Raw genomic sequence first — 25,658 nt, 5'->3', positions numbered from 1 at the left:
CACTTCGGGCCCGTGGGCTGCACTTCGGGCCCGTGGGCTGCCCTTCCGGTCCTCCCAGGGCTGCCCCTCTGACCCCTGGTCAGCTCCATGGACTGACATCTAACATGTCAGTCCATGGACGCACTGCGGCCCGTGGGCCGGACCCTTCTGCGCGACCGGGCGTACGAGGCACTGCGCGAGGCCATCGTGCGCGGCGACCTCGCCCCCGGCGCCCCGCTGAAGGACGCCGACCTCGCCGACCTCCTCGGGCTCTCCCGCGCACCCGTGCGCGAGGCGCTGGTCCGGCTCTGCGACGAGGGGCTCGTCGAGACCAAGCCGCAGAGCTACACCCGGGTCACCCGGCCGGTCAGCCGGGTGGTCCGCGACGCCGCCTCCGTCGTGCGCGTGATGCACGAACTCGCCGCCCGCACCGGCGTACCCCTGCTCGGCCCCGAGGGCGTCCGGACCATGCGCGAGGCCAACGAGCGCTTCGCGGCGGCCGTCCGCGACTCCGACGTGGAGGCCGCGCTCCGCGCCGACGACGAGCTCCACCAGGTCCTCGTCGTCGCCAGCGGGAACCACGCGGCCGCCGCCACCATCGCGCGCTACACCCCGCTGATCCGCCGCGTCGAGCGGCGGCTCTTCGGCGACTCCGGCAGCTGCGGCTCGGCCGAGCTGCACGCCCGGCTGATCGACGCGTGCGCGAGCGGGGACGCGGAGGCGGCGGTCCGGATCACCACCGAGATCTGGGCGGCGCTCGAACAACTCGCTGACGACGCCGTCGAGGTGGCCGAGGTCACGGGCATCCCGGCCCCCCAGGACACCCTCTAATCGCCTCACTCACCGGGAGCCGTTTTGCCGATCACCGACTTCGCACGCTACCCGCTGCTCTTCGGACCCTCCCCGGTCCACCCGCTCGAACGGCTCACCCACCATCTCGGCGGCGCCACGCTCTGGGCCAAGCGCGAGGACTGCAACTCGGGCGTCGCGTACGGCGGGAACAAGACCCGCAAACTGGAGTACCTGGTCGCCGACGCCCTCGCCCAGGGCTGCGACACCCTCGTCTCCATCGGCGGGGTCCAGTCCAACCACACCCGCCAGGTCGCCGCCGTCGCCGCCCGCGCCGGGCTGCGCTGCGTCCTCGTGCAGGAGAGCTGGGTCGACTGGCCCGACCCCGTCTACGACAAGGTCGGCAACATCCTGATCAGCCGGCTCGCCGGCGCGGACGTGCGCCTCGTGCGGGCGGGCTTCGGCATCGGCTTCAAGGAGAGCTGGGAGCAGGCCCTGCGCGAGGTCGAGGAGGGCGGCGGGAAGCCGTACGCGATCCCGGCGGGCGCCTCCGACCACCCGCTCGGCGGTCTCGGCTTCGCGAACTGGGCCTACGAGGTGGCCGAGCAGGAGCGCGAGCTCGGCGTCTTCTTCGACACGGTGGTCGTGTGCTCGGTGACCGGCTCCACCCAGGCCGGGATGGTCGCGGGCTTCGCCGCGCTCGCCGAGGAGGGCGGACCCGCCCGCCGGATCCTCGGCGTCGACGCCTCGGCGAAGCCCGGACCGACGCACGAGCAGATCACCCGGATCGCCCGCGACACCGCCGCGCTCATCGGCGTCGAGCGCGAGGTGACGGCGGCCGACGTCGAGCTCGACGAGCGCTACCACGCCGGGGTGTACGGCCTCCCGGACGAGGCCACCCTCGACGCGATGCGGCTCGCCGCCCGCACCGAGGGCATGATCACCGACCCCGTGTACGAGGGGAAGTCGATGGCGGGCATGGTCGACCTGGTGGAGCGGGGAGAGATCGGCCGGGACTCGACCGTTCTCTACGCCCACCTCGGCGGCCAGCCCGCCCTCAACGGCTACAGCGCCCTGTTCTCCTAGCGGGCGGGGGGGAGCCCGCCGCTCGGCCTGCCACTCAGAGCGACTGGGCGGCCGGCTTCACCATGCCCCGGACCGTCCGCGACTTCACGAAGTCGCCCATCGCCGTCATCTCCCACTCGCCGGTGAACTGCTTGATCAGCTTGGCCATCATCACGCCGGTCTGCGGCTCGGCGGTGGTGAGGTCGAAGCGGACCAGCTCCTCGCCGGTCGCGGCGTCCATCAGCCGGCAGTAGGCCTTCGCGACCTCGGTGAACTTCTGGCCGGAGAAGGAGTTGACCGTGAAGACGAGGCCGGTGGCGTCGGCGGGCAGCCGGCCCAGGTCGACGACGATCACCTCGTCGTCGCCCGCGCCCTCGCCGGTGAGGTTGTCGCCGGAGTGCTTGATCGAGCCGTTGAGGATCGACAGCTTGCCGAAGTAGCAGCTGTCCAGGTGGTTGCGCTGCGGCCCGTACGCGATGACGGAGGCGTCCAGGTCGATGTCCTTGCCGCGGTAGGCGGGCTCCCAGCCGAGGCCCATCTTGACCTGGGAGAGCAGCGGCTTGCCGCCCTTGACCAGGGACACCGTCTGGTTCTTCTGGAGACTGACCCGGCCCTTGTCGAGGTTGATCTTGCCCGTGGAGACGGGCGCGGCGGCGGGGGCGGCCGGGGGAGCGGCCGGTGCCGGGGGCGCCGAGGCCGCGATCCGCGGGTCCACCGCGGCGACGGGCGGCGCGGGCGGGACCGGCGGGGCGACGGGGGCGGGGGCGACGGGCGTCGCGGCCGGTGCCGCGGCGGGCTCGTCGTCCACGGAGACGCCGAAGTCCGTCGCGATGCCGGCCAGCCCGTTCGCGTAGCCCTGGCCCACGGCGCGGGCCTTCCACGCGCCGTTGCGCTGGTAGATCTCGACGACGACCAGTGCGGTCTCGGTGGCGAGCTGGGGCGGCGTGAACGTGGCGAGGACGCTGCCGTCGTCCGCGTTCCGCAGGGTGGCCGTGGGCTCGACGCCCTGGAAGGTCTGGCCTGCGGCGTCGGGGCTCGCCGTGACGACGATCCTCTCGATGCCGGCCGGGAGCGCGCCCGTGTCCACCACGATCGCGTCGGGCGCGGTGCCGCCGCCGGAGCGGTACGTCACACCGGGCCCGGCGGGCTGGTTGTAGAAGATGAAGTCGTCGTCCGAGCGCACCTTGCCGTTGGCGCCGAGCAGCAGGCCCGAGACGTCGAGCCGCACCGGGGCGGCGACGTCCACCGCCACGCGCGCGGCGGTGAGAGGGATGTTCGAGCCGGGGGTCATAGCGGTCATGCCAGGGGTAACGATCCGGACGGCTTTGCCGTTCCCTTACCCTCGCCGGGTTCGGCCACCTTGGTTACGCGGATGGTTCCTGGCCTGCCGTTCGTTGCCGAAGCGGTACGCGCCCGTCCACCGGGCCATCACCAGCTGGGCGTCCCCCGACTCCACCTCCGCGAGGAACTTCTCGGCCCGGGCGCCGCGCAGCACGCCCGCGGCGCGTCCGTGGTGCGTGAGGGCGACGGAGCCGTCGCGGTGGCGCTCGTACGTGAATCCCCGGGGTCTCGGCATGCCGGGCATCCTGCCGTTCCCGGTCAGATCCGTCATATGAATATTCTTTCGGCCCATGGGGACTGTGGGTGGGAGTTCGTTCCGCACGGGGGACGTCGACGAGGCGCGCGAGGAGCTCGACGCGCGCTACTACGCGAACCGCATGGACGTGGTCGACCGGCGAAGACCCTTCGCGGCGCGCTTCGACACCGTCGCGCTCGGGCCGCTGGTCATCGGCGACCTGAGCTGCGGGGCCGACGTGCGGATGAGCTTCGGGGAGCTCGGCGCGTACCACCTGAACGCGCCGCTCAGCGGGACGATGGAGATGCGCCAGGGCCGCCGCGCCCCGATCGTCGCGACGGCCACCGAGGCGCTGCTCCTCGACCCGGCGGGGGACACCTTCCTCGACCGCTGGAGCGGGGACTGCCGGACCCTCTCCGTGAAGATCGGGGCGGCCGAGCTGCACGACCGCCTGGAGCGGCTCCTCGGCCGCCGCGCGAGCGGCCCGCTGGCCTTCGCGCCCCGCCTGGACATCTCGCGCGGCCCCGGCCTGAGCTGGGTCCGCTTCGCCCGCCAGGTCGCCTACGAGGCGCTCGCCGGGGAGGGGCTCGCCCATCACGAGCTGGTCGCGCGGCCGCTCCAGGAGGCGCTGCTCAACGGACTGCTCCTGGCCGCCGAGCACCCCTGGCGCGAGGCGCTCGCCCACCCGGGGGAGGCGCGCCGCCCGGCCCCGGTCAAGCGCGCGATGGACGCGGTGCGGGAGCGCCCCGAGCACCCGTTCACGACCACCGAACTCGCGGCCCTGGCCCGGGTGAGCGTGCGGCGCCTCCAGGAGTCCTTCCGGGAGTACGTGGGGATGTCGCCGATGGCGTACGTGCGGGAGGTCCGCCTCGACCGGGTCCGCGAGGAGCTGCGGGCGGCCGCGCCGGACGAGGTGACCGTGAGCGAGGTGGCCTGGCGCTGGGGCTTCGCCCACCAGGGCAGGTTCGCCGCGCGCTACCGCGAGAAGTACGGCGAGTCCCCGTCCCGGACCCTGCGGGAGTCCGGGTGACGGGTGGCGGGTGACGGCGTCCGGGTGAGGGGTGCCCAGGTGAGCGCGTGAGCGGGTGTCCGGACGGTTGTACGAGCGGGCCGCGCAATCCGGACAGAGGCCGCGTTCCGCGGCTCGCGATGATCTTCGTCCGCGCTTACCGTGGACATGTCCGGTCTGCCAGCGCGCACCCGTGACCCGGGCCCCGGCCGGCTCCCCCGTACTAAGTCCGGCCGGGTCCTGCGTAGTTCCGACCCTTCACATCAGTGCGGCCAGCGCGGCGGGTCCACACAGAAGTGGCCGCCCAGGTAGAGGTCGTCGGCACTGCCCTCCTCGGGGACGCCCTTCTCGGCGATCAGCTTCTCCGCGTAGACCTCCGAGTCGTCCCGCGGGTCGAAGCCGAGCGCCCGGGCCGTGGAGAGGTCCCACCACACGCGGGTGTTGGCGGAGGAGCCGTACGCCACGGTGTGGCCCACGGACCCGGCGGTCAGCGAGGCGTGCAGGAGGCGGGCGCAGTCCGCGGGGCTGAGCCACATCGAGAGCATCCGCACCGAGGTGGGCTCGGGGAAGCAGGAGCCGATGCGCACGGACACCGTCTCGATGCCGTGCAGGTCCCAGTAGAGCTGGGCCAGGTCCTCGCCGAAGCACTTGGAGAGGCCGTAGAAGGTGTCGGGGCGGTGCGGGGTGTCCACCGGGACGACCGGCTCGCCGTCGCGCGGGCGGCGGGTGAAGCCGACGGCGTGATTGCTGGAGGCCAGGACGACCCGTCGGACGCCCTCCTCGCGGGCGGCCTCGTAGAGGTTGTACGTCCCGGCGATGTTGGCGGCCATGATCCGCTCGAAGTCGGCCTCCAGGGAGATCCCCGCCAGGTGCACGACCGCGTCGACGCCCCGGACCGCCTCGCGCAGCGCCGTACGGTCCGCGAGGTCGGCGACGATCGCGTCCGGTGCCCCCTGCACGGGGACGACGTCCAGGAGGCGGAGCTCGTAGCCGTACGGGGGCAGCAGCTCCCGCATCAGCGTGCCGACGCCGCCGGCGGCGCCGGTGAGGAGGACGGTGCGGGGTACGGACATGGAGTGGTTCTCCTCCGTCGAGTGCCATGCAGGTGAATGCCATGCAGGTGAGTGCCGTTCACAACCGTGGACACGGTAGGGAGCGGTCCGACGGAGCGTCAAGACTCCGCGATACGGCGTGTTCTCTCCTTGACCGGCCCTTCCGCACTGTTCTAGCGTGCAGCGCGTCGGTGTTCAAGAATATGGATGACAGTCAGAACCGTGCACGACTGTGCGCGGTGGTGGCTGTACACGACGGACTTCCCTGGGAGCGCCCGTGACCACTGCCCCGCTCGCCGGCCGGCTCGACGGCCTGCTCTTCTTCCCCGTCACCGCCTTCGGGCCGGACGGCTCCCTCGACCTCGACGCCTTCCGGGCCCACGTCCGCGGCGGTGTCGACGCGGGCGCGGCGGCCGTGTTCGCCTGCTGCGGCACGGGAGAGTTCCACGCCCTCACCCCGGAGGAGTTCCGGGTCTGCGTCGCCGCGGCCGTCGAGGAGACCGCGGGCCGCGTCCCCGTCGTCGCCGGAGCCGGCTACGGCACCGCGCTCGCGATCCAGTACGCGCGGCTCGCCGAGGAGGCCGGCGCCGACGGACTCCTCGCCATGCCCCCGTACCTCGTCGTCGCCGACCAGGCCGGACTGCTCCGCCACTACACCGAACTCGCCGCCGCCACCTCGCTCGACGTGATCGTCTACCAGCGGGACAACGCGATCCTCACCCCCGACACGGCCGTCGCCCTCGCCCGCACCGACGGCATCATCGGCCTCAAGGACGGCCTCGGCGACCTCGACCTCATGCAGCGCATCGTCAGCGCCGTCCGCTCCGAGGGCCTCGACCTGCTCTACTTCAACGGCCTGCCGACCGCCGAACTCACCGGCGCCGCCTACCGGGGCATCGGCGTCACCCTCTACTCCTCCGCCGTCTTCTGCTTCGCCCCCGACCTGGCCCTCGCCTTCCACCGCGCCCTCACCACCGGTGACGACGCCACCGTGGACCTGCTCGTCGACGGCTTCTACCGGCCGCTCGTCGAACTCCGCGCCCAGGGCCGGGGATACGCCGTCTCGCTCGTCAAGGCGGCGGTACGGATGGGGGGTCTGGACGTCGGAGAGGTGCGGCCGCCGCTGAGCGAGCCCGCACCCGAACACCTCGCGGAACTCGCCCGGCTCGTCGAGCGCGGCCGGGCCCTCCTGAAGGAGGCCGGGGCGTGAGCGCCGAAACGCCGGGTCTGCGGGCGGGGGCCTTCCTCTATCCCTGGGACGTCGACGGCGACCCCGCCGCGCCCGCACTCCTCGCCGACCTGGGCATCGCCCAGGTGACGCTCGCCGCCGCCTACCACTCCACCCGGGCGCTCAGCCCCCGCCACCCGGCCCACCGGATCGTCACCGCCGAGCACGCCGCCGTGCTCTACCCGCCGGACCCGGACCGCTGGGCGGGCCGAGCGCTCCGCCCGTACCCGGCGGGGGACTGGGCCCCCGGCGACTCCTACGGCCGGGCCGCCGAGGCCCTCGCCGGCACCGGCCTCGAGGTCCACAGCTGGGTCGTCCTCGCGCACAACTCCCGGCTCGGCGCCGAGCACCCGGAGACCTCCGTCGTCAACGCGTACGGCGACCGGTACCCCTGGGCCCCGTGTATCGCCCGGCCCGACGTCCGTGCCCTGCTCGTCGACCTGGCTGCCGAGGCCGCCGTCCGCCCCGGCGCGGCCGGCACCGAGCTGGAGTCCTGCGGCTGGTACGGCCTCGCCCATCTGCACGCCCACGACAAGACCTCCGGGGTCCCGCTGGGCGACCGCGAGCAGTACCTGATGTCCCTCTGCTTCTGCCCCTCCTGCCGCGAGGGGTACGGGAACGGCGGCGCCGACCCCGACGCACTGGCCGCCGCAGTCCGCCGTGCCCTGGAACCCGTCTGGGCGGGCTCCGGCCCGGCGGGCGGGCTCGGCGACCTGGAGGCCCCGGTCCTGGCCTGGCGCGCCGGGACCGCCCGCTCCTTCCAGGAGGCCGCCGTGGCCGCCGTACGGGCCGCCGCCCCGCCCGGCTTCCGCGTCCTGCTGCACGCCGACCCGGACCCGTACCGCTGCGGCGCCGACGCCGGCACGGACCCGGCACGCGTCCTCGCCCTCGCGGACGGCGTCGTCGCCCGCCCCCCGAAGGTCGCCGCCTTCGCGACCCACGCCGGCCCCGGCAGTGTCGTCGCCGCCAATCTCTCCGTCGTCACCGGCATGGGCGGCGCCCCCGGCCACCTGGCCCGCGACGCCGGACGGGCCCGCGACGCGGGCGCGACCGAACTGCGGCTCTACCACGCGGGCCTGGCCTCGGACGGCGACCTGGAGGCGATCCGCACGGCCCTGCTCAAGCCGGTCTAGCGGGTCCGGCGTCCGGCTGCGCATCTCCGTCCTGGACATGGTCACCACCAGGGGGCCGCCGAGGCGCGGTTCGTACCACTCCGCGATCAGAGCCGTGAAGAGGCAGACGACCAGGACGGTCATGGCCACCCAGAGGGACCCGCCGAGCACGTCCCCTGTGGTGGAGACCTCTCCCCGCTCGAACTCGCAGACGACGGACGGGGGAAACGCCTCGTACCGCGTTCCCGTCGGCGCGCCCGGGCCCTCGGTCCAGCCCCGACCGCACTCGTCGTCGGCGTTCAGCGTGCCGACCAGAGCCACCGCCGAGCCGAGCCCCGTGGCGACGAGCGCGATCCGGAAAACCGTCCACAGGGGATCGGTCCGATAGCCACCGTGCGTCCGTGTGGGTGACATCCGGGCCATCCGCGCACAGTAGTCGAGCCGGGTCAACCGGATTGGTTCCGCCGGTCGTTCAGCAGCCGCAGGGCGGAGGCGCGGGTGGCCGCGACGTGGGCGCGGGCCAGGGACTCCGCGGCCGACTCGTCGCGGTCGCGGACGGCCTCGTAGAGCCGTTCGTGGGCGCCGCACATCGGTTCGCCGTCCGAATCGGCGGAGGTGAGCCGGAAGAGGCGGCGCAGGCGGGAGTCGAGCGGGGCCATCAGCTCCACCAGGAGCGGGTTGCCGGAGAGTTCGACGACGGCCCGGTGGAAGTCGGCGTTGAGGGAGACGGCCTCGCGGAGACGGCCGGACTCCGCCGCCCGCCGCGCCCGGGCGAGGAGCTCCTCCAGCGCGCGGAGCTCCTCGGGACGCGCGTGCCGGGCGGCGAGGCGGGCGGCCAGGCCCTCCAGGTTCTCCCGTACGTCGAAGAGGTGCTCGGCGTCCTCCGGGCCGAAGTCCGTCACCACGGAGCCCCGGCGCGGCCGCACCGAGAGGAACCCCTCCGATTCGAGGCGCTGCATCGCCTCCCGCACCGGCACCCGGGAGACCCGCAGCTCCTCGGCGACCTCCCGCTCCACGAGCCGTGTCCCCGCCGGGTACTCCGCCTCGACGATCCGCTCGCGCAGCTCCGCGTAGACCCGCTCCCGCAGGGACGGGTGGGTGTCCCCGGGGGTGGAGCCGCGGGGGGCGGAGCGAGGGCTCGTCATGGGGAGGGCTCCAGTCCGGAGGGGGCGGCGGTTCCCGATCTTCGCAGACCGACGGGGTCGGTCCGCGCCGTCCCGCCAGGGCCCGTCAGACCAGGCGTCCGTCCCTCGCCACCACCCGGCCCGCGCGGATCACCAGGTCGCGCGGGGGCCGGTCGACCACCACCTGCGGGAGGCACTCGCCGCCGACGAGCATGAAGTCGGCGGGGGAGCCCGTGCGCAGGTCGGCCCTCGGGAGGCCGAGAAGCTCCGCGCCCCGCCCGCCGCCTCTCACCAGGCCAGGCCCGCCGTCCCTCACCAGGCCAGGTCCTCCAGCGCGTCCAGGTCCGGCACCACCGTCGCCGCCAGCGGCTCCGCGTCCGCGTCGACCGCCCGCAGCTCGGCCCAGATCGTCTTGCCGCGCCGGCCGTACCGCGTGCCCCAGCGCTCCGCGTACTGCGCCACCAGGTACAGCCCGCGCCCGCCCTCGTCGGTCGTCGTCGCGTGCCGCAGGTGCGGGGACGTGCTGCTGCCGTCCGAGACCTCGCAGATCAGCGTGCGGTCGTGGAGCAGCCGCACCCGGACCGGATCGGCGCCGTACCGCACCGCGTTCGTGATCAGCTCGCTGAGGATCAGCTCCGCCGTGAACGCGAGCCCGTCGAGCCCCCACTCCGACAGCTTCGCCGCCGCCGCGTTCCGTACGGGCGAGACCGCCGACGGGTCCCGCGTCACCTCCCACTCCGCGATCCGCTCCCGGTCGAGCAGCCGGGTCCGCGCCACGAGCAGGGCGATGTCGTCGCGCGGCGAGGGCGACAGGAGCGTCGCCAGGACGTCCGCGCAGGTCTGCTCAGGGGTCCGGTCCGGGCGCGCGAGCGTCGATCCCAGCAGCGCGAGACCCGTGTCCAGATCCCGCCCCCGGTCCTCCAGGAGCCCGTCGGTGAAGAGCACCAGCTTGCTCCCCTCCGGCAGCCACAGCTCCGCCGTCTCGAAGGGCACGTCGCCCAGTCCGAGTCCGAGCGGCAGCCCCGGCGCCAGCTCCGGGAACGTGACCTGCCCGTCCAGGCCCACGAGCGCCGGACCGGGATGCCCCGCGCTCGCCACCGTGCACCGCCCGGACGCCGGGTCGTAGATCGCGTACAGGCAGGTCGCACCAGTGATGCCCTCGTCCCGCCGCCGTCCCTCGGCGTCCGGGCCCTCCATCTCGCGGTGGTCGATCCGGGCCGTCAGCTCGTCGAGATGGCCCAGGAGCTCGTCCGGCGGCACGTCGAGCGTCGAGAAGTTGTGCACGGCCGTCCGCAGCCGCCCCATCGTGGCCGCCGCGTGCAGCCCGTGCCCCACGACGTCCCCCACCACCAGCGCCACCCGAGCGCCCGGCAGCGGGATCACGTCGAACCAGTCGCCGCCCACCCCCGCCTTCGCCGGGAGGTAGCGGTACGCCACGTCCACCGCGCTCTGCTCCGGCAGCGCCCTCGGCAGCAGGCTCCGCTGGAGTGTCACCGCCATCGCGTGCTCCCGCGTGAACCGGCGGGCGTTGTCGATCGCCACCGCCGCCCGCGCCGCCAGCTCCTCCGCGAACGACAGGTCCTCCTCCCCGAACGGCTCCGGGGTGTCCGCGCGCCAGAAGTTGGCCATCCCCAGGACCACCCCGCGGGCCAGCAGCGGCACCGTGAGCAGCGAGTGCATCCCGTACGCGAGGGCCTGAGCCGCCCCCTCCGGGTCCTGCGCCCGCCAGCCCTCCGCCGACGCCAGCTCCGCCTGCGCCATGGCGTGGCCCGCCCTCAGGGCCGTCGCCATGGGAGTACTGGGCACGTCGAAGCGGATCGTGTCGCCGACCGGCTGGAGCGGCTGGTCCGGCCGCAGCCCGCTCAGCGCCGTCCGCCGCATCTCCGTCGTCGTGGCCGCGTCCTCCGGGGGCTCCTCCCCGCGCAGCACCGGTTCGAGGAGCTCCACCGTCGCGAAGTCCGCGAACCGCGGCACCGCCACCTCCGCCAGCTCCTCCGCGGTCCGTACGACCTCCAGCGTCGTCCCGATCCGCACCCCCGCCTCGTACAGCAGCTGGAGTCGGCCCCGGGCCACCGCCGCCCGGCCGGTCACGGCGGCCAGCTCGGTGGTGTCCCGCATCGTCATCACGCTGCCGGACTCGTCGTTGCCGGGGAGCGTGGGGCGCACGCTCACCGCGAGCAGCCGGTCACCCGCCCGGTGCACCTCGTCCGTGGCCGCCCGCCCCGACGTGAGGAGTTCGACCGTACGGGGATCGAGGCCGAGCTCCGAGACGTGCCGCCGCTCCGCGTCCGCCGACAGACCGAGCAGCCGGCGCGCCTCGTCGTTGGCGAGCAGCAGCCGGTGGTCGGGGCCCACGATCAGGACGCCTTCGCGCACGGCGTGCAGGACCGCCTCGTGGTGCTCCTTCATCCGGGTCATCTCGGCGGGCCCGAGGCCGTGCGTCTGCCGCCGCAGCCGTCGGCTCACCAGGGCCGCCCCGCCCACGGCGAGGACCAGCGCGCCCGTCCCCGCGGCCGCGAGCACAAGGAGCCTGCCTTGCACGGACTGCGCGATGTTCTCCACCTCGATGCCGCTGCTGACCATGCCCACGATCCGGCCCTGGTCGTCCACCACCGGGACCACGGCCCGTACCGCGTCGTTCGGCGCGCCCCGGAAGACCTCGGTGAAGGAGTTGCCGTCCACCGCCGCGCGCGAGAGGTCCCCGGTCGCCTTGGTGCCGATGAGGGAGGTGTCCGAGTCCGTGTACCGCACCCCGTCAGGGCTCAGGACCGCGACGAAGTCGATGCGCGTGGCCAGCCGGATCTCCTCCGCCCGCTTCTGGAGCTCCGCCGTCGGATCGGGCGAGGTCAGCGCCTCGGCGATGCCCGGGGCGCGCGCGACGGACTCCGCGACCGCGAGGGACCGGATCCGGGCGTCCTGCTCGGTGTCCTGCCGGGCCTGCTGGAACGTGATGAACACCGCCGCCACGATCACCAGGAGGGCGATCAGGGCCTCCAGGGCGAAGACCTGGCCGGCGACGCTCCGCAGCCCCGTCCTGCTGTCCCGGCCCGTCTTGGCGTCCCGGCCCGTCCTGCCGTCCCGGCCCGTCTTGGCGTCCCGGCCGTCCCGGCCCGCCCGGGCGTTCATCCCGTGCTCCGCGCGACGAGCAGTGCGACGTCGTCCTGGGCGCCCGGCCGTCGCAGCGCCTGGAGCAGCATGTCGCAGGTCTCCTCCAGGGGCCCGCGCGCCCCGTCGAGCAGGCCCACGAGCACCGCGAGCCGGTCGTCGATCGCCTCGTGGCGGGTCTCGACGAGCCCGTCCGTGTAGAGCACGAGCACGTCCCCCGGGCGGAAGGGGACCCGGGCCGTCCGGAAGGTGCCACCGCCCACCCCCAGCGGCAGCCCGGTCGAGAGCCGCACCAGCTCGGCCGGGCCGGCCGCCGGGATCCGCACGGGTGGCAGATGGCCCGCGTTCGAGATCCGGATCCGGCCCAGGCGCGGATCGTGCACGGCGAAGAGGCAGGTCGCGATGTAGTGCTCCAGGCCCGCCGTGATCCGGTCCAGATGCCGCAGCACCTGCGCCGGCGACAGATCGAGGTCCGCGAACGCGCAGGTGGCCGTCCGCAGCCGCCCCATGGTCGCCGCCGCGTCGATCCCGCTGCCCATCACGTCCCCGACGACCAGCGCCGTCTTGTCGTCGGGCAGGGCGATCACGTCGTACCAGTCGCCGCCGACCTCGCTCGACGCCTGCGCCGGCTGGTAGCGGGCGGCGATCTCCAGGCCCGCCCGCTCCGGCGGCGTGCCCGGCAGCAGACTGCGCTGGAGCGTCACCGCCGAGTTCCGCACGCTCTGATACCAGCGGGCGTTGTCGATGCTGACCGCGGCGCGGGCCGCGAGCTCCGTCGCCAGCAGCACGTCGTCGCTGTCGAAGGGCAGCGGATTGCGGTCCCGCTTGAGGTCGAGCGCGCCGAGCACCTCGCCGCGCGCGATCAGCGGCACCGCCAGGTACGAGTGGACCCCGGCCCGCCGGAGCTGCTCCGCCGCCTCGGGGCTCCGCGCGATCCGGGGCAGATCACCGGGACCGACGTGCTCGACCAGGACCGGCAGTCCGGTGTGCACACAGCGGGTGACGAGCCGGTCCGCCCCGTACATCGCGACCGCCCCGGGCGGGTCCGCGGCCGGCAGGGCCTCCGTCGGGCCCGAGGCCTTCACCGCGAGCGCGCGGAACAGTTCGGGGCCCGCCTCGGGAGCGCCGGGCCTGCGCAGCGCCAGGACGGAGTCGAGGACGTCGACGGCCGCGATGTCCGCGAGCTCCGGCACCACGACCCCGGCGAGTTCGGCGGCCGTCCGGTCCACCTCCAGGGTGGTGCCGACCCGCGCCGAGGCGTCCGCGACGAGCGCGAGCCGCCGCCGGGACCGCATGGCCTCCGCATCGGCGTCGTGCCGCTCGGTCACGTCGATCACCGACGCCGCGACCCCCAGGACCCGGCCCTCGGCGCCGTCGAGCCGGTAGAAGGACACCGACCAGGTGTGCTCGTGGTCGGGGTCCGCCGGGGTCCGCCCCGTCGTCTGGTGGTCGAGCAGCGGACTGCCCGTCGCGAGGACCGTGCGCAGCGCCGCCTCGAGGGTCGCCGCGTCGACCCCGGGCAGCATGTCGGCGATCCGGCGCCCGAGGTGCAGCGCGGCCGGAACGCCGTTGATCCGCTCCAGGGCCGGGTTCACGAGGACGTACCGCAGGTCGGTGTCGAGGACGGCGAGACCGATCGGCGACTGGGAGACGAGCCGGTCGGAGAGGGCGAGGCCGGTCTCGACGCGCTCGACGACGGCGCGGTCGGCGGCGATCCCCAGCGCGTACAGACCGCCGAGGTCGTCGGTGAGCCGCATGTTGCGGAACTCCACGGCGCGGGTGCTGCCGTCCTTGTGCCGTACGGGGAAGGTGCCCGCCCAGGCCGCGCCGCCGTGCAGCACCTCGCCGAAGAGGCGCATCGCCTCCTCGCGGTGCTCGGCGCCGACGATCAGCCGGGCCACGTACTGGCCGAGGGCCTCGTCGGCGCTGTAGCCGAAGAGGGCCTCCGCCTGCGGGCTCCACAGCACGATGCGGCCGTGTGCGTCGATGACGACGGCCGCGACTCCGAGGACGTCGAGGAGCCCCTTGCCGTCGAACGGCACACCCGCCCGCCCCGCCGTCTCCGGGAAGGAACCGGCCGTCACACTGCCCTCCTCCCGCCGCCCTACGCGCCCCCCTCCATGCTCCCCGCCCCCTGGCCGCCCCGCACTGCGAGCCCGTCCGTCAGGCCCCGACCTTGTCCTCCTCGCCCGCGCTCCGGCCCGCGCTCCCGTCCTCGCTCCTGTCCTCTCCCGGTCCCGTACGCCGGACCGTGAGCCCGGCGGCCCAGACCGTCCCCGCCACCGCGAGGACCGGAAGCAGGATCCGGACGTCGGCCACCGCGACCAGACCGGCGCCGAGCGCGATGGCCAGCGCGTTCGGGGCGAAGACCAGGGTGTGCGCGGTCGCCGCCACCCGGCCCACCGCCTCCGCGGGGGCCTCCCGCTGGACCGCCGTCATGGTGGCGACGAGGACCCACGGCATCCCCAGACCGATCACCGCACTGGCCGCCAGGGCCGTCGCCTCGTACGGCAGCGCCCGTACGCCCACCGCCACCGCGAACAGCGCGAGACCGGCGGCGGCGAGCACCCGCTCCGGGACCCGGCGCAGCAGGGGGCCCGTGACCAGGCCCGCGAGGACCGACCCCACGCCCTGGACCGCGTACAGCACACCGGCGTACGCGGGGGAGCGCCCGAGCCCGCTGTCCACCACGGCGTAGATCGCGGCCCCGTTCACCCCGGCGAGCAGCATCGTGAACCCGCCCGTCGCCACCAGCGGCCGCAGCACGGGCGACGCCCGCAGGAGCCGTACGCCCTCGGCCGTCTCCCGCCACCAGTGCCGCTCCGCGGGCCGCGCGGGGCGCTCCTCCTGTACGGGCATCAGCGCGAACAGCACCGCCGCGAGCGCGAAGCTCGCCGCGTCGAGGAGCGCGACCGGGCCGCCTCCGTAGCGGGCGAAGAGGCCCGCCGCCACCAGCGGGGCGATCAGCTTCATCGACTCGTTCGCGGTCATCCTGAGCCCGTTGAAGGTGCCGAGCCGCCCCTCGTCGAGCGTCGTCGCGACGAGCGCCTGCTCGGCGGCCTCGTGGACGGCGCCCTGGGCCCCGTACAGCACGAGCACCGCGAACAGCAGCCAGACCCGGTCCGCCGACTCCACCCACAGGAGCACGGGCAGCAGGAGCGCCATCGCCGCGTTCAGGACGACGAGGAGGGGCCGCCGCCGCACCCGGTCGGCGAGCGTGCCGAGCAGCGGGCCGAGGAGGACGGGTGCCCACAGGGCGAAGGCGGCGAGTGCCGCCAGACTGTCCGAACCCGTGAGGGACTTGACCCAGATCCCGGAGACCAGCCACATGGCCGTCGTCCCGAATCCGGACACGACGATGCCTGTCAGATACCAACGCATGGCGGCAGCCTGGCCTCTGAGGAGGCCCTCAGGGATCGGTCAGCTGCCCTATTCCGGTCGGCCGGCGGGGCTCTCCGACGTCAGCGGACGGTGAGCGGGGCGGTTCTCGTACCGCAGCGCCGCCCCCGTCACCACGGCCCCGAGCCCCTCCCACAGGCCCACGCCGAGGAAGCCGGCCGGGGCACGGCCGGTGACGACGGCGAGCGTGAAGACCGCGCAGGTGAGGAGCCGGAAGGGGACGGTCCAGCGGAAGAAGGGCTTCCAGTCGGCGAGCGCGGCCAGGACGTAGTAGACGCCCATGTTGAGCGCGGCCATCGAGGAGGCCGTGAGGAAGACCAGGGTGTGGTCGCCGTCCGCCCGCCCGCCCTCGCGCACCGGCTCGAAGCCCATGACCGTGAGCAGGGCGTCCGGGGTGACCAGGCCCACCACACCGAGCGCGGCGGCGAGCACGCCGAAGACCGCCATGGTCCAGCCGGACAGGGAACGGGGCAGGCGCACGGCGGTCCTCCGCGAGGGGAAGCAGGGTCAACGAGCAACGTCGGTGATTCGAATGCGCGCTCGGAAACGAGCGTGCCCCTGCATATCGCGTGGCGGGGGCCCAGAGCCAATCGGACCCCCGCACGGATCACTTCAGCGCCGCGGCCATCATCTTCTGCGCCACCGGGGCCGCCAGGCCGTTGCCGCTGACCTCGGAGCGGGCCGCGCCCGAGTCCTCGATCAGCACCGCGACGGCGACCTGCTTCCCGGTCGAGGGGGTCTTCGCGTAGGAGGTGAACCAGGCGTACGGCGTCTTGCTGTTGTTCTCGCCGTGCTGGGCCGTGCCCGTCTTGCCGCCGACCTCGGCCCCGGAGATCGCCGCGTTGGTGCCGGTGCCCTTCTCCACGACCGTCCGCATCGCGCTCCGCAGCTGCTCCGCCGTCGAGGAGGAGACGACCCGCGTGCCGTCCCCGTCGTCGAACGTGGCCAGGGCGTCGCCGTCGGAGTCGACGACCTCCGACACCACGTGCGGGGCCGCGAGGAGACCGTCGTTGGCGATCGCGGCCGACACCATGGCCATCTGGAGCGGCGTGGCGGTGACGTCGAACTGGCCGATGCCGGTGAGCGCCGTCTGCGCGGAGTCCATGCCCGACGGGTACACGCTCGCGTAGGCGCGGACCGGGACGTCGAGCTCGGAGTCGTTGAAGCCGAACTTCTCCGCCATCGCCTTCACCTTGTCCTGCCCCAGGTCGGCGGCCATCTTGGCGAAGACGTTGTTGCAGGAGTACTGGAGCGCGGTACGGATCGTGGCGTTCTCGCAGGGCGCTGAGGCGTTCTCGTTCTTCAGCACGGTCCGGGTGTTCGGCAGGGTGTACGGGTCGGGGCTCTTCGTCGCCGTGTCCACCGAGCCGTACAGGCCGTCCTCCAGGGCCGCCGCCGCGACGACCAGCTTGAAGGTGGAACCGGGCGGCAGCGGCTGGCGCAGGGCCCGGTTGACCAGCGGCTTGTCCTCGTCGCTCATCAGCTCCTGCCAGGCGTCGCCGTCCGCCGTCCCGGCGATCTTCGACGGGTCGTACGACGGGGTCGACACCATGCCCAGGATCCGGCCGGTGGCCGGGTCGACGGCGACGGCCGCGCCCTTCTTGTTCCCGAGCGCCTCGTAGCCGGCCTTCTGCACGTCCGGGTCGATCGTGGTGACGACCGTGCCGGGCTCCTGCTGCTTGCGCGTCACCGCGTCCACCGGGTTCTTCAGCCGGTCGTCGGTGCCGTCGAGGACGTCGTCGTAGATGCCCTCCAGCTGCGTGGCGCCGTACGCCTGCGAGCTGTAGCCGGTGACCGCCGCGTACAGCTCGCCGTCCGTGTAGGTGCGCTTGTACGCGAGATCGCCTCCTTCCGTCTTCTTCGAGCCGGTGACCGGCGAACCGGCCACGACGATGTTGCCGAGCGGCTGCGCGTACTGCGCGATGGTCTTCCGCCGGTTCTTGGAGTCGTCCGCCAGCGCCTTGCCTTCGTACGCCTGCACCCAGGTGGCCCGCCCGAGGAGGGCGAGCACCAGGACCAGGACGAAGACCGACGTGTGCCTGATCGTCTTGTTCATCGCACTTGTGGGGACGAACGGGCCGGTGGTGCCCGTTCCGGATGTGTCCCGTTTCTCAGGGAACCTTCATCCCGGCGTGGCGGCCTGCCGCCTCACCCCGCCCGGACGAACCCCGACTCGTACGCCAGGATCACCGCCTGCGTCCGGTCCCGGGCGCCCAGCTTGGCCAGGACCGCCGCCACATGCGACTTGACCGTCGCCGGGCCGACGCCGATCCGTCCGGCGATCTCGGCGTTCGTCGCGCCCGTCGCCACCTGCCGCAGCACCTCCGCCTCCCGCTCGGTGAGCCGCGCCGCCCAGGGCGGCGCCGCCGCCGGAGCGCGCCGGGCGTGCTCGGCGGCCAGGCCCCGTACCGCCGCCGGGTAGAGCAGCGAATCGCTCCGGGCGACCAGCCGGACCGCGGCCACCAGGTCCTCCGCCGCCGCCCGCTTCAGCAGGAAACCGGCCGCGCCGACGCGCAGCGCGTCGTACACGTAGGAGTCGTTCTCGAAGGTGGTCACGACCACGATCCGGGGCGGCTCCGCCATCCCGCCGAGGATCTGCTCGGTGGCCCGGATCCCGTCGATCTCCGGCATCCGCACGTCCATCAGCACGACGTCCGGGCGCGTCGCCCGCACCACCGACACCGCCTCGGCGCCCGTGGAGGCCTCGCCGACGACCTCCAGGTCGGGCTCCGCGTCCAGGATGACCCGCAGGGCCGTCCGCACCATGCGCTCGTCGTCGGCGAGCACCACCCGTACCGCCGCGCTCACCGGGGGATCCTCACCGCGAGGCGCCACACGCCGTCCACCGGGCCCGCCTCGGCGGTGCCGCCGAACAGCCGGGCCCGTTCGCCGACGCCGCGCAGGCCGAGCCCGCCGTGCGGTCGGGCGACCGGTGGCCGCTCGGGCAGGGGGTTCTCCATGGTGATCTCCAACTCCTCGGTACGGGCGTCGAGCCGTACGGTGACGGGCGTGCCGCCCGCGTGCCGGGCCGCGTTCGTCAGCCCTTCCTGGACGATCCGGTACGCCTCCCGCGACAGCGCCTCCGGTACGGGCGCGAGGTCCCCGCTCACCGTCAGCCCGACGCGCGGTCCGGCGCCGCGCACGAGGGCCTCCAGGGCGTCGAGCCCCGGCCCCACTCCCTTGTCCGCCCCTTCGCCGCGCCGCAGCAGACCGAGGACCCAGTCCAGCTCCCCGACCGTGCGCCGCGTGGTCTCCTCGATCGCGGTCAGCGCCTCCCGGACGAACTCCAGGTCGGCCGCGTCGCCCGTGTCGAGGACCCGGCGCGCCGCGCCCGCCTGGAGGGTGACCGCGCTGAGGGCGTGGCCGACCGAGTCGTGCAGTTCGCGGGCGAGCCGGTTGCGCGACTCCGCCTCCGCCGCGCGCCGCTCCGCCGCCGCGAGCCGGTCCATGGGGCTCGGCCCGAGCAGCCGGGGCGCCTGCCCGGCGAGCAGGGCCCCGGTCGCGGCGGCCGTGGCGGCGAGCGCGAGCAGCATCAGCAGGCCCGCCGGGAGCGCCGCCCAGACCCACCAGTCCTGGTCGAGCCCCCAGTAGCGGCCGATCTCCGACTCCCGCAGGGCCGGCGAGAACGGCAGCGCCATGACCGACACCGCGAACGGCGGCAGGGCCAGGGACGCCCCGCTGATCAGCGCGCCCGCGCCCACGTGCAGCGTGAACCAGCCGGCCGTCCGGGCCTTCGCGTCGCGGCCGCGGGCCGGGCCGTCCGCGAGCCGGTCCGCGGGAACCCCGCAGAGCGTCCGCGCCACCGCCACCGACATCGGCCGGGCCGGCGGGAAGAGCGCGGTGACCGCGGCGAGCGGCAGCCCGATCGCGTACGCCCCGAACTGCACGGTGAGACTGCCGCCGAACATGCCCGGCGAGTCGAGGAAGGCCCCCAGGACGATGGTGCCGACCAGCCAGTACGGCATGAACAGCGCGCCGCCCAGGATCAGATGGACCCAGCGCAGCCTGGCCCGCTGCCCGAACAGGGCGACCGCGCACCGCCTCACGCCTCGGCGCTCCGCCGCCGCAGGAAGACGGCCACGCACGCGGCCAGCAGGAACCCGGTGATCATCTCGCCAGCGTAGGACAACTGTGCGAGGCCCGTGACCTGCTTGGCGGGATCGGTCTCCGGCATGAGGGCGACCAGCGACATGTACGCGCCCCAGCAGCCCGCCGCGCTGGTGGAGACCCAGGCCAGGGCGAGGACGGGCCGCACCCCGAGTCGCGCGGGCCGCCGCAGGACGAGGACGAGGGTGAAGACGACGGCGGCGACGAGGAAGCCGAGCTGGATGGCGCTCAGGACGTAGAAGTCGGAGTCCCGTTCGGCGGCCCGCTGGGCGGAGAGCCCCCTGGCCGAGCCGGAGAGCCAGATCAGCTGGACCGTCGCGGGGACGAGCGAGACCACCGCGCCGGCCAGGGCGGCCGCCATCACGCCGGGCCCGGAGACGCGTGCCGAGACCTCGCCGAGCCGGCCGCGCCAGACGTGGCCCCAGCGGTCCCGTGCGTAGAGGACGAAGAGGGTGCCGAGGGTGAGGCCCTGGAGGATGAAGCCGCTGTAGACGACGGCGAAGACCCAGCCGTCCAGGAAGGGTTCGCTGGGGGCGGCGGCCCGTTCGTCACCGGTGAGGAGCGCGATCGCGAGCTGCGCCGGGTACCCGGCCATGATCGGCGCGAGGAGTCCGGTCGCCGCCCACATGGGGAAGGCGAGCAGCCAGGCCCGTACCCGAAGGCCCCACGCCTGGGTGAGCAGCAGGGCGAGGACGATGACGGCGGCGTCGGCGAGGACCGAGAGCGAGTTGGCGACGGCGAGCGTCGTCCGGTGCTCCAGGAGCACGCTCCCGGCGGGGATGCCGAGTTCGCCGCCCGCCACCCAGACGATCTTGAGCGAGATGTACGGGAGGCAGGCGGCGATCGCGAGGATGCGCAGGACCCGGCGGAGGAGGGAGGGGCGGTACGCGGCGGAGGGCGCCGGGGCGAGCCGGTGCGCGGTCGGTGTCATGGCTCCACGCTCCCGTGCGGGGTGCCGGTGCCACGTCCTGCCGTGTGGTGAACCGTCTCCGCCGCGCGGGGGAGGAGCCCTCCGCCTCGCCCCGCCTCGGGGGAGGCGGGGCGAGGCGGAATTGACCCATGATTCCTGTGATCAATTGACCCATTCCCCGGGGTCAATGGCTCACTAAAGTAGTGATCATGAACGAGAACGCGACCTTCGCCCCGCTCCTGACCCGCGCCGCCACCGCCGAGACCACCGCCGACCCGAGCAGCGTGATGACGCTCCTCGCCGACTCCGACACCACCGGCGGGCAGCTCACGAGCTACCGCTCCTCGTTCGCGAAGGGCGCGGTCGGTGCCCCGGCGCACTTCCACACCAAGGCCTCGGAGATGTTCTTCGTCCTCGGCGGCTCGCTCCAGGTCCTCGTCGGCGAGGAGCTGACCGTCCTGGAGCAGGGCGACTTCCTCCTCGTCCCGCCGCACACCCCGCACGCCTTCGCGGCGGCGCCCGGCGCCGAGGCGGACGTCCTCTTCGCCTTCACGCCCGGCATGGCCCGCTTCGACTACCTGCGCCTCCTCGGCCGGGTCATGCGCGGCGAGGCGAGCTTCGAGGAGATCAAGGCGTCCTCGGAGCAGTACGACAACCACTACGTGGACAGCCCGGTCTGGCAGAAGGCCCTCGCCGAGCGTGGCTGACGCCTGGCGGGAGGCTCAGAGGCGGCGGGTCGCCAGCGTCAGCCGGTCCCGCGCGTCGAAGAGCGCGTCCTTGATCATCTGCTCGTGGGCCGGGGTGAGCCGCGCCACCGGCACCGAGCAGCTGATCGCGTCCCGCGCCGGGGTCCGGTAGGGGATCGCGATCCCGAAGCAGCGCAGCCCGAGGGTGTTCTCCTCGCGGTCCACCGAGAAGCCCTGCTCGCGGATGACGTGCAGCTCCTCGATGAGCTTCTCGCGGTCGGTGATCGTGTGCTCGGTCAGCGCCGGCAGGGTCTCGGGGAGCAGCTTGCGCACCTGCTCGTCGGTGTGGGTGGCGAGCAGTGCCTTGCCGAGCGATGTCGAGTGCGCGGGCAGCCGGCGCCCGACCCGGGTGAACGGCCGCAGGTAGTGCTGGGACTGGCGCGTCGCCAGGTAGACCACGTTCGTGCCGTCGAGCCGCGCGAGGTGGATGGTCTCGGTGGTGTCGTCGGAGAGCCGGTCCAGCGTCGGCCGGGCGGCGGCCACGACCTCGTCGCCATCGATGTACGAGGTGCCGACGAGCAGTGCCCGCACCCCGATGCCGTACCGCGTGCCGGTGGCGTCCGTCTCCACCCAGCCCAGCTCGACCAGGGTGCGCAGCAGCATGTACAGGCTGGACTTGGGGTAGCCGACGGCCTCCTGGACGGCGGCGAGCGAGTGCATCCCGGGGCGCCCGGCGAAGTACTCCAGCAGCTCCACGGTCCGCACCGCGGACTTCACCTGTGCCCCACCCGCGTCGGCAGTCGCCATGACCCTCGCCCCTTTTTCCGTTGTCCGGTCGTCCCGGCGGTCGCCCCCCGGCCCGCCCTGGCCACCTGGCCGAGCGGGCCCCTTGTGGAGACGGCCGGGCCGTCAATAGAGTCCCTCGCAGACGCGTTCATCTACGGGAACGGCGTTCAGAATAGCGAACAGGGGCGTGGCGGTGGCGGCAGAACCAGTGTGGAGTGTGGACCCCCGGACGGGGAAGCCGCGCGAGCAGGTTGCGGTGGAGGCCACAGCGGAGGAGGTCGACCGGGCGGTCAGGGCCGCGCACGGCGCCCGGGACGCGCTCGCCGACCGCACGGTGCGGGCCGCCTTCCTCCGTGCCGCGGCCGACCTCCTCGACGAGGCACGCGAGCACGTCATCGAGGCCGCCGACGCCGAGACCGCCCTCGGGCCGGTCCGGCTCACCGGCGAACTCGCCCGGACCACCGCCCAGTTGCGGGCCTTCGCCGAGGTCGTCACGGAAGGGTCCTTCCTCGACATCCGGATCGACCTCCCCGACCCGGACGCCACCCCGCCCCGGTCCGACATGCGCCGCTGGAAGATCCCGCTCGGCGTCGTCGCCGTCTACGCGGCCAGCAACTTCCCGCTCGCCTTCTCCGTGCCCGGCGGCGACACCGCGAGCGCCCTCGCGGCCGGCTGCCCCGTGGTGGTCAAGGCCCACCCCGACCACCCGGCCACCTCCGAACTCTGCGCCTCGCTGCTGCGCCGGGCCGCCGCCAAGGAGGGCCTGCCCGAGGACGTCGTCGTCCTCGTCCACGGCTTCGACGCGGGCGTGGAGCTCGTCCGCCACCCGCTCGTCGCGGCGGCCGGCTTCACCGGTTCGGTACGCGGCGGACGCGCGCTCTTCGACGCGGCCGCCGCCCGGCCCGTACCCATCCCCTTCCACGGCGAACTCGGCTCCCTCAACCCGGTCGTGATCACCCCGGCCGCCGCCGAGGAGCGCCCCGAGGAGATCGGGGCCGGCCTGGCCGGCTCCATGACCCTGGGCGCGGGCCAGTTCTGCACCAAGCCCGGATTCGTCCTGGCCCCGCGGGGCGAGGCGGGCGACCGCTTCCTCGCCGCGCTCACCGCCGGGGTCAGCGAGACCGAACCGGCCGTGATGCTCGACCACCGCATGCGGGACGCCTTCGTCACCGGGGTCGCCGAGCGCGGCGCGCTCGACGGGGTGCGGACCCCCGTCACCCCGGGCGCGGGCGGCGAGCACACGGTCAGCGCCGGCGTCCTCGCCGTCGACGCCGACCGGCTCACCGGCGGCGGTCACCACCTCCTCCTGGAGGAGTGCTTCGGACCCGTCACCGTCGTCGCCCGCTACTCCTCCCGTGAGGAGGTCACCGCCGTCCTCGGCCTGCTGCCGGGCAATCTCACCGCCACCCTGCACATCGCCGAGGAGGACGAGGCCGCGGGGCCGCTCCTCGCCGAACTCACCCCGCTCGCGGGCCGCGTCCTCGTCAACGGCTGGCCCACCGGGGTCGCCGTCGCCGCCGCGCAGCACCACGGCGGCCCGTACCCGGCCACCACCTCCACCAGCACCTCGGTCGGCGCGACCGCGATCGAGCGCTGGCTCCGCCCGGTCACGTACCAGACGACCCCGGAGCACCTGCTCCCGCCGGAGCTCCGGGACGGCAACCCGCTGGGCCTGCCCCGCCGCTGACCTTCAGTGGCGCACGCGCACCACGATCTTCCCGGTGTGCGTGTTGGACTCCATCAGCCGATGGGCGTCGGTGATCCGCTCCAGACCCTCGAAGGTCTCGGCGATCACCGGCGCCAGGGAGCCGTCCCGCAGCCCCGAGCCGATGAACCCGGCCGCGCGCCGCCGCCCCTCCTCGGTCCTGGCGAGCGCCCCGTTGGCGTATCCGTGCGTGGTGATCGGCCAGTTCATCGACAGTTCGACCGGCCGCGGGTCCAGGAAGCCGTACAGCACGGCCGTGCCGCCGGGCCGCAGCGCGTCCCCGAGCCGGGCGAAACCGGGCCCGCCGATCGCGTCGAACACCAGGTCCGCGCCGGCCCCGCCCGTGATCCGCCGCACCTCCTCCACCAGGGCATCGGCGTCCTTGTTCTCCGTCACGATCACGTGCGCGGCCCCGAGCTCCAGCAGCCGCTTCCGCTTGCCCTCGCCGCGCGTGGTGGCGATCGGCACCGCGCCGATCCGCAGCGCGGTCTGGATCGCGGCCGTCCCCACCCCGCTCGACGCGCCCGTGATCACCGCATGGTCGCCGGGCCGCAGTCCGCCGGTCAGGACCATCCCGCCGTACGCGGTGAAGTACGTCAGCCAGACCGCCGCCCCCGTCACCGCGTCCACCCCCTCGGGCCGGGCCACCACGTACTCCTCCGGCAGCACCACCCGCTCCGCGTACACGCCGTGGACCCCGAAGTCGAAGTTGGCCGCCGCCATCACCGGATCGCCCGGGGCGTAGGCGGTGACGCCCGCGCCGACCGCCTCCACCACGCCCGCCGCCTCGTAGCCGAGCCGCGAACCGGGCAGCGTCGCCCGGTAGTAGTACGTGCCCTCGCGGAACAGCGCCTCGGCACGGTTGAGTCCGATCGCCTCGACCCGTACGAGCACCTCCCCGGGCCCCGGGGCGGGCAGCGCCACCTCCTCCACCGTCAGCACCTCGGGGCCGCCGGTCTCGTGGAACAGAACCGCCTTGGTCGTCCTGCCAGTTGTCGTCGTCATGCCTCGACCGTACGAAGGCGCGGCGAGACGATCCATATCCCCATGACTCCCGGTCATATCCGATCGTCTCGCCACCCTCGACGAGGAGTACGGTGCCGGGATGGACGTACTGAGCGATGCCATCGCCGCCATGCGCACCGGGCGGCCCCACTCCTCCCGCACGGTCCGCTTCGCGCCCTGGGGCTTCCGCTTCGCCCCGAGCAAGGGCGCCGGATTCCACGTCGTCCTCCAGGGCACCGCCTGGCTCATCCCCCCGGACGACGGCGCCCCCGTCAGGCTCGGCCCCGGCGACGTCGTCCTGCTCGCCCACGGCACCGGCCACGGCCTCGCGGACCGCCCCGACACCCCGCTCGTCGACGCCACGCCGGCCGCCGACGGCTCCTGGCCCACCGTGCCCGACCGGGGACCCGTCGGCGCCGAGGAGACCCTGCTCCTCTGCGGCGCCTACCAGCTCAGCAGGGCCCGCGCACACCCGCTCCTCACCGAGCTGCCCCCGTACGTCCACCTCCCCGCCCGGGTCGGCGCCCACCCCCGGCTGCGGGCCGCCGTCGACCTCCTCGGCGCCGAGCTTGCCGAACCCCAGCCGGGATCCGACGCCATCGTGCCCGCCCTGCTCGACACCCTGCTCCTCTACCTGCTGCGCACCTGGTGGCTCACCGAGTGCGGCGACCGGTCGGCCGGCTGGTCGGCCGCCCTGCGCGACCCGGTGGTCGCCGGTGCCCTCCGCGCCCTCCACGACGACCCGGCCAGAGCCTGGACGGTCGAGGAACTCGGCGCCCTCGGCGGCCTCTCCCGCGCGGCCTTCGCCCGCCGCTTCACCGCCCTCGTCGGCCGCTCCCCCCTCGCGTACCTCACCTGGTGGCGCATGACGACGGCCGGCCGCCTCCTGCGCACGGACGACCTCCCGCTCCGCGCGGTGGCCGAACGCTCCGGATACTCCTCGGAGTTCGCCTTCGCCAAGGCCTTCAAGCGGGAGTACGGAATGGCCCCGGGCCGCTACCGCAAGGGCGCCTGAGCGCGC

General features: G+C 74.1%; 22 protein-coding genes and 1 pseudogene. 8 read left to right on the top strand and 15 right to left on the bottom strand.

Going from position 1 to position 25,658, the window contains the following annotated elements; all coding sequences use genetic code 11:
• The first annotated feature begins 114 nt into the window (after positions 1 to 114).
• Both ACIBG6_RS24190 and ACIBG6_RS24185 read left to right on the top strand, forming a co-directional pair.
• Positions 115 to 810 (top strand): GntR family transcriptional regulator, encoded by a 696-nt coding sequence (locus tag ACIBG6_RS24190; RefSeq protein ID WP_399224638.1) that lies wholly within the window; start codon positions 115 to 117, stop codon positions 808 to 810.
• Between the two features lie 24 nt (positions 811 to 834).
• Positions 835 to 1,854 (top strand): 1-aminocyclopropane-1-carboxylate deaminase, encoded by a 1,020-nt coding sequence (locus ACIBG6_RS24185; protein ID WP_399224636.1) that lies wholly within the window; start codon positions 835 to 837, stop codon positions 1,852 to 1,854.
• A 34-nt stretch (positions 1,855 to 1,888) separates the two neighbouring features.
• Here the strand turns inward: ACIBG6_RS24185 and ACIBG6_RS24180 are convergent, their stop codons facing one another.
• Positions 1,889 to 3,133, bottom strand: a complete 1,245-nt coding sequence (locus tag ACIBG6_RS24180; RefSeq protein WP_399224635.1) for a TerD family protein — start codon at positions 3,131 to 3,133, stop codon at positions 1,889 to 1,891.
• 36 nt (positions 3,134 to 3,169) lie between these two features.
• Entirely contained in the window at positions 3,170 to 3,409 is a 240-nt protein-coding gene (locus ACIBG6_RS24175) for a hypothetical protein (protein WP_399224633.1), read from the bottom strand.
• 55 nt (positions 3,410 to 3,464) lie between these two features.
• Between ACIBG6_RS24175 and ACIBG6_RS24170 the strand changes: the two genes are divergently transcribed.
• Positions 3,465 to 4,439, top strand: a complete 975-nt coding sequence (locus ACIBG6_RS24170; RefSeq protein ID WP_399224632.1) for an AraC family transcriptional regulator — start codon at positions 3,465 to 3,467, stop codon at positions 4,437 to 4,439.
• A gap of 242 nt (positions 4,440 to 4,681) precedes the next feature.
• On the opposite strand, the gene ACIBG6_RS24165 is transcribed toward ACIBG6_RS24170, so the two are convergent.
• On the bottom strand, positions 4,682 to 5,491 hold the full coding sequence (locus tag ACIBG6_RS24165; RefSeq protein WP_399224631.1) for an NAD-dependent epimerase/dehydratase family protein: 810 nt from the start codon (positions 5,489 to 5,491) through the stop codon (positions 4,682 to 4,684).
• 256 nt (positions 5,492 to 5,747) lie between these two features.
• On the opposite strand from ACIBG6_RS24165, the gene ACIBG6_RS24160 reads away from it, so the two are divergent.
• Both ACIBG6_RS24160 and ACIBG6_RS24155 read left to right on the top strand, forming a co-directional pair.
• Positions 5,748 to 6,680 (top strand): 5-dehydro-4-deoxyglucarate dehydratase, encoded by a 933-nt coding sequence (locus tag ACIBG6_RS24160; protein ID WP_399224630.1) that lies wholly within the window; start codon positions 5,748 to 5,750, stop codon positions 6,678 to 6,680.
• Positions 6,681 to 6,697: 17 nt separating this feature from the next.
• Positions 6,698 to 7,831, top strand: coding sequence for a hypothetical protein (locus ACIBG6_RS24155; protein ID WP_399225027.1), 1,134 nt, complete (start codon positions 6,698 to 6,700; stop codon positions 7,829 to 7,831).
• 425 nt (positions 7,832 to 8,256) lie between these two features.
• Here the strand turns inward: ACIBG6_RS24155 and ACIBG6_RS24150 are convergent, their stop codons facing one another.
• The 10 genes and pseudogenes from ACIBG6_RS24150 to ACIBG6_RS24105 all read right to left on the bottom strand — a co-directional run bounded on the left by ACIBG6_RS24150 (position 8,257) and on the right by ACIBG6_RS24105 (position 20,476).
• Complete coding sequence (locus tag ACIBG6_RS24150; protein WP_399224629.1) at positions 8,257 to 8,955, bottom strand: GntR family transcriptional regulator; 699 nt, start codon at positions 8,953 to 8,955, stop codon at positions 8,257 to 8,259.
• Positions 8,956 to 9,040: 85 nt separating this feature from the next.
• Positions 9,041 to 9,220 (bottom strand): annotated as a pseudogene (locus ACIBG6_RS24145) (cytosine deaminase); the annotation flags it as partial.
• 26 nt (positions 9,221 to 9,246) lie between these two features.
• Positions 9,247 to 12,060, bottom strand: a complete 2,814-nt coding sequence (locus ACIBG6_RS24140; RefSeq protein WP_399224627.1) for a SpoIIE family protein phosphatase — start codon at positions 12,058 to 12,060, stop codon at positions 9,247 to 9,249.
• Positions 12,057 to 14,123, bottom strand: coding sequence for a SpoIIE family protein phosphatase (locus ACIBG6_RS24135; protein ID WP_399224626.1), 2,067 nt, complete (start codon positions 14,121 to 14,123; stop codon positions 12,057 to 12,059). The genes ACIBG6_RS24140 and ACIBG6_RS24135 overlap by 4 nt, the downstream gene beginning before the upstream one ends.
• 79 nt (positions 14,124 to 14,202) lie before the next feature.
• Positions 14,203 to 15,420 (bottom strand): MFS transporter, encoded by a 1,218-nt coding sequence (locus tag ACIBG6_RS24130; protein WP_399224625.1) that lies wholly within the window; start codon positions 15,418 to 15,420, stop codon positions 14,203 to 14,205.
• Positions 15,421 to 15,468: 48 nt separating this feature from the next.
• Complete coding sequence (locus ACIBG6_RS24125; protein WP_399225025.1) at positions 15,469 to 15,885, bottom strand: hypothetical protein; 417 nt, start codon at positions 15,883 to 15,885, stop codon at positions 15,469 to 15,471.
• Between the two features lie 160 nt (positions 15,886 to 16,045).
• Positions 16,046 to 17,494: a peptidoglycan D,D-transpeptidase FtsI family protein gene (locus tag ACIBG6_RS24120; RefSeq protein WP_399224624.1), complete on the bottom strand. Its 1,449-nt coding sequence runs from the start codon at positions 17,492 to 17,494 to the stop codon at positions 16,046 to 16,048.
• A 92-nt stretch (positions 17,495 to 17,586) separates the two neighbouring features.
• A complete protein-coding gene (locus ACIBG6_RS24115; RefSeq protein WP_399225024.1) occupies positions 17,587 to 18,204 on the bottom strand; it encodes a response regulator in 618 nt (205 codons plus the stop codon).
• A gap of 38 nt (positions 18,205 to 18,242) precedes the next feature.
• Positions 18,243 to 19,484: a sensor histidine kinase gene (locus tag ACIBG6_RS24110; protein ID WP_399224622.1), complete on the bottom strand. Its 1,242-nt coding sequence runs from the start codon at positions 19,482 to 19,484 to the stop codon at positions 18,243 to 18,245.
• Positions 19,481 to 20,476, bottom strand: a complete 996-nt coding sequence (locus tag ACIBG6_RS24105) for a hypothetical protein (RefSeq protein ID WP_399224621.1) — start codon at positions 20,474 to 20,476, stop codon at positions 19,481 to 19,483. Before ACIBG6_RS24105 ends, ACIBG6_RS24110 begins: the two co-directional genes overlap by 4 nt.
• 188 nt (positions 20,477 to 20,664) lie before the next feature.
• On the opposite strand from ACIBG6_RS24105, the gene ACIBG6_RS24100 reads away from it, so the two are divergent.
• On the top strand, positions 20,665 to 21,162 hold the full coding sequence (locus ACIBG6_RS24100; protein ID WP_267042929.1) for a cupin domain-containing protein: 498 nt from the start codon (positions 20,665 to 20,667) through the stop codon (positions 21,160 to 21,162).
• 15 nt (positions 21,163 to 21,177) lie between these two features.
• On the opposite strand, the gene ACIBG6_RS24095 is transcribed toward ACIBG6_RS24100, so the two are convergent.
• Positions 21,178 to 21,948, bottom strand: coding sequence for an IclR family transcriptional regulator (locus ACIBG6_RS24095; RefSeq protein WP_024761148.1), 771 nt, complete (start codon positions 21,946 to 21,948; stop codon positions 21,178 to 21,180).
• A gap of 172 nt (positions 21,949 to 22,120) precedes the next feature.
• Between ACIBG6_RS24095 and ACIBG6_RS24090 the strand changes: the two genes are divergently transcribed.
• Complete coding sequence (locus ACIBG6_RS24090; RefSeq protein ID WP_399224619.1) at positions 22,121 to 23,614, top strand: aldehyde dehydrogenase (NADP(+)); 1,494 nt, start codon at positions 22,121 to 22,123, stop codon at positions 23,612 to 23,614.
• A gap of 3 nt (positions 23,615 to 23,617) precedes the next feature.
• Here ACIBG6_RS24090 and ACIBG6_RS24085 read toward each other — a convergent pair whose 3' ends face one another.
• Positions 23,618 to 24,637, bottom strand: a complete 1,020-nt coding sequence (locus ACIBG6_RS24085) for a zinc-dependent alcohol dehydrogenase family protein (protein ID WP_399224617.1) — start codon at positions 24,635 to 24,637, stop codon at positions 23,618 to 23,620.
• 100 nt (positions 24,638 to 24,737) lie between these two features.
• Here ACIBG6_RS24085 and ACIBG6_RS24080 point away from each other — a divergent pair, with 100 nt between their 5' ends.
• Entirely contained in the window at positions 24,738 to 25,652 is a 915-nt protein-coding gene (locus ACIBG6_RS24080) for an AraC family transcriptional regulator (RefSeq protein WP_399224616.1), read from the top strand.
• Positions 25,653 to 25,658 lie beyond the last annotated feature (6 nt).

It is taken from the genome of Streptomyces sp. NPDC050842 (assembly GCF_044456565.1).
GTDB lineage: Bacteria > Actinomycetota > Actinomycetes > Streptomycetales > Streptomycetaceae > Streptomyces.
The sequence above is the reverse complement of the archived record's forward strand: the minus strand, read 5'-3'. Positions and strand labels throughout refer to the sequence as shown.

Bases quoted from the DNA above. Each gene is read 5' to 3' on its own strand.
- ACIBG6_RS24085 (WP_399224617.1), bottom strand. From the start codon at position 24,637: ATGACGACGACAACTGGCAGGACGACCAAGGCGGTTCTGTTCCACGAG.
- ACIBG6_RS24095 (WP_024761148.1), bottom strand. From the start codon at position 21,948: ATGGCGACTGCCGACGCGGGTGGGGCACAGGTGAAGTCCGCGGTGCGG.
- ACIBG6_RS24175 (WP_399224633.1), bottom strand. From the start codon at position 3,409: ATGCCGAGACCCCGGGGATTCACGTACGAGCGCCACCGCGACGGCTCC.
- ACIBG6_RS24120 (WP_399224624.1), bottom strand. From the start codon at position 17,494: ATGAACAAGACGATCAGGCACACGTCGGTCTTCGTCCTGGTCCTGGTG.
- ACIBG6_RS24130 (WP_399224625.1), bottom strand. From the start codon at position 15,420: ATGCGTTGGTATCTGACAGGCATCGTCGTGTCCGGATTCGGGACGACG.
- ACIBG6_RS24080 (WP_399224616.1), top strand. From the start codon at position 24,738: ATGGACGTACTGAGCGATGCCATCGCCGCCATGCGCACCGGGCGGCCC.
- ACIBG6_RS24105 (WP_399224621.1), bottom strand. From the start codon at position 20,476: ATGACACCGACCGCGCACCGGCTCGCCCCGGCGCCCTCCGCCGCGTAC.
- ACIBG6_RS24165 (WP_399224631.1), bottom strand. From the start codon at position 5,491: ATGTCCGTACCCCGCACCGTCCTCCTCACCGGCGCCGCCGGCGGCGTC.
- ACIBG6_RS24140 (WP_399224627.1), bottom strand. From the start codon at position 12,060: ATGAACGCCCGGGCGGGCCGGGACGGCCGGGACGCCAAGACGGGCCGG.
- ACIBG6_RS24190 (WP_399224638.1), top strand. From the start codon at position 115: ATGGACGCACTGCGGCCCGTGGGCCGGACCCTTCTGCGCGACCGGGCG.
- ACIBG6_RS24170 (WP_399224632.1), top strand. From the start codon at position 3,465: ATGGGGACTGTGGGTGGGAGTTCGTTCCGCACGGGGGACGTCGACGAG.
- ACIBG6_RS24180 (WP_399224635.1), bottom strand. From the start codon at position 3,133: ATGACCGCTATGACCCCCGGCTCGAACATCCCTCTCACCGCCGCGCGC.
- ACIBG6_RS24125 (WP_399225025.1), bottom strand. From the start codon at position 15,885: ATGGCGGTCTTCGGCGTGCTCGCCGCCGCGCTCGGTGTGGTGGGCCTG.
- ACIBG6_RS24115 (WP_399225024.1), bottom strand. From the start codon at position 18,204: ATGGTGCGGACGGCCCTGCGGGTCATCCTGGACGCGGAGCCCGACCTG.
- ACIBG6_RS24150 (WP_399224629.1), bottom strand. From the start codon at position 8,955: ATGACGAGCCCTCGCTCCGCCCCCCGCGGCTCCACCCCCGGGGACACC.
- ACIBG6_RS24100 (WP_267042929.1), top strand. From the start codon at position 20,665: ATGAACGAGAACGCGACCTTCGCCCCGCTCCTGACCCGCGCCGCCACC.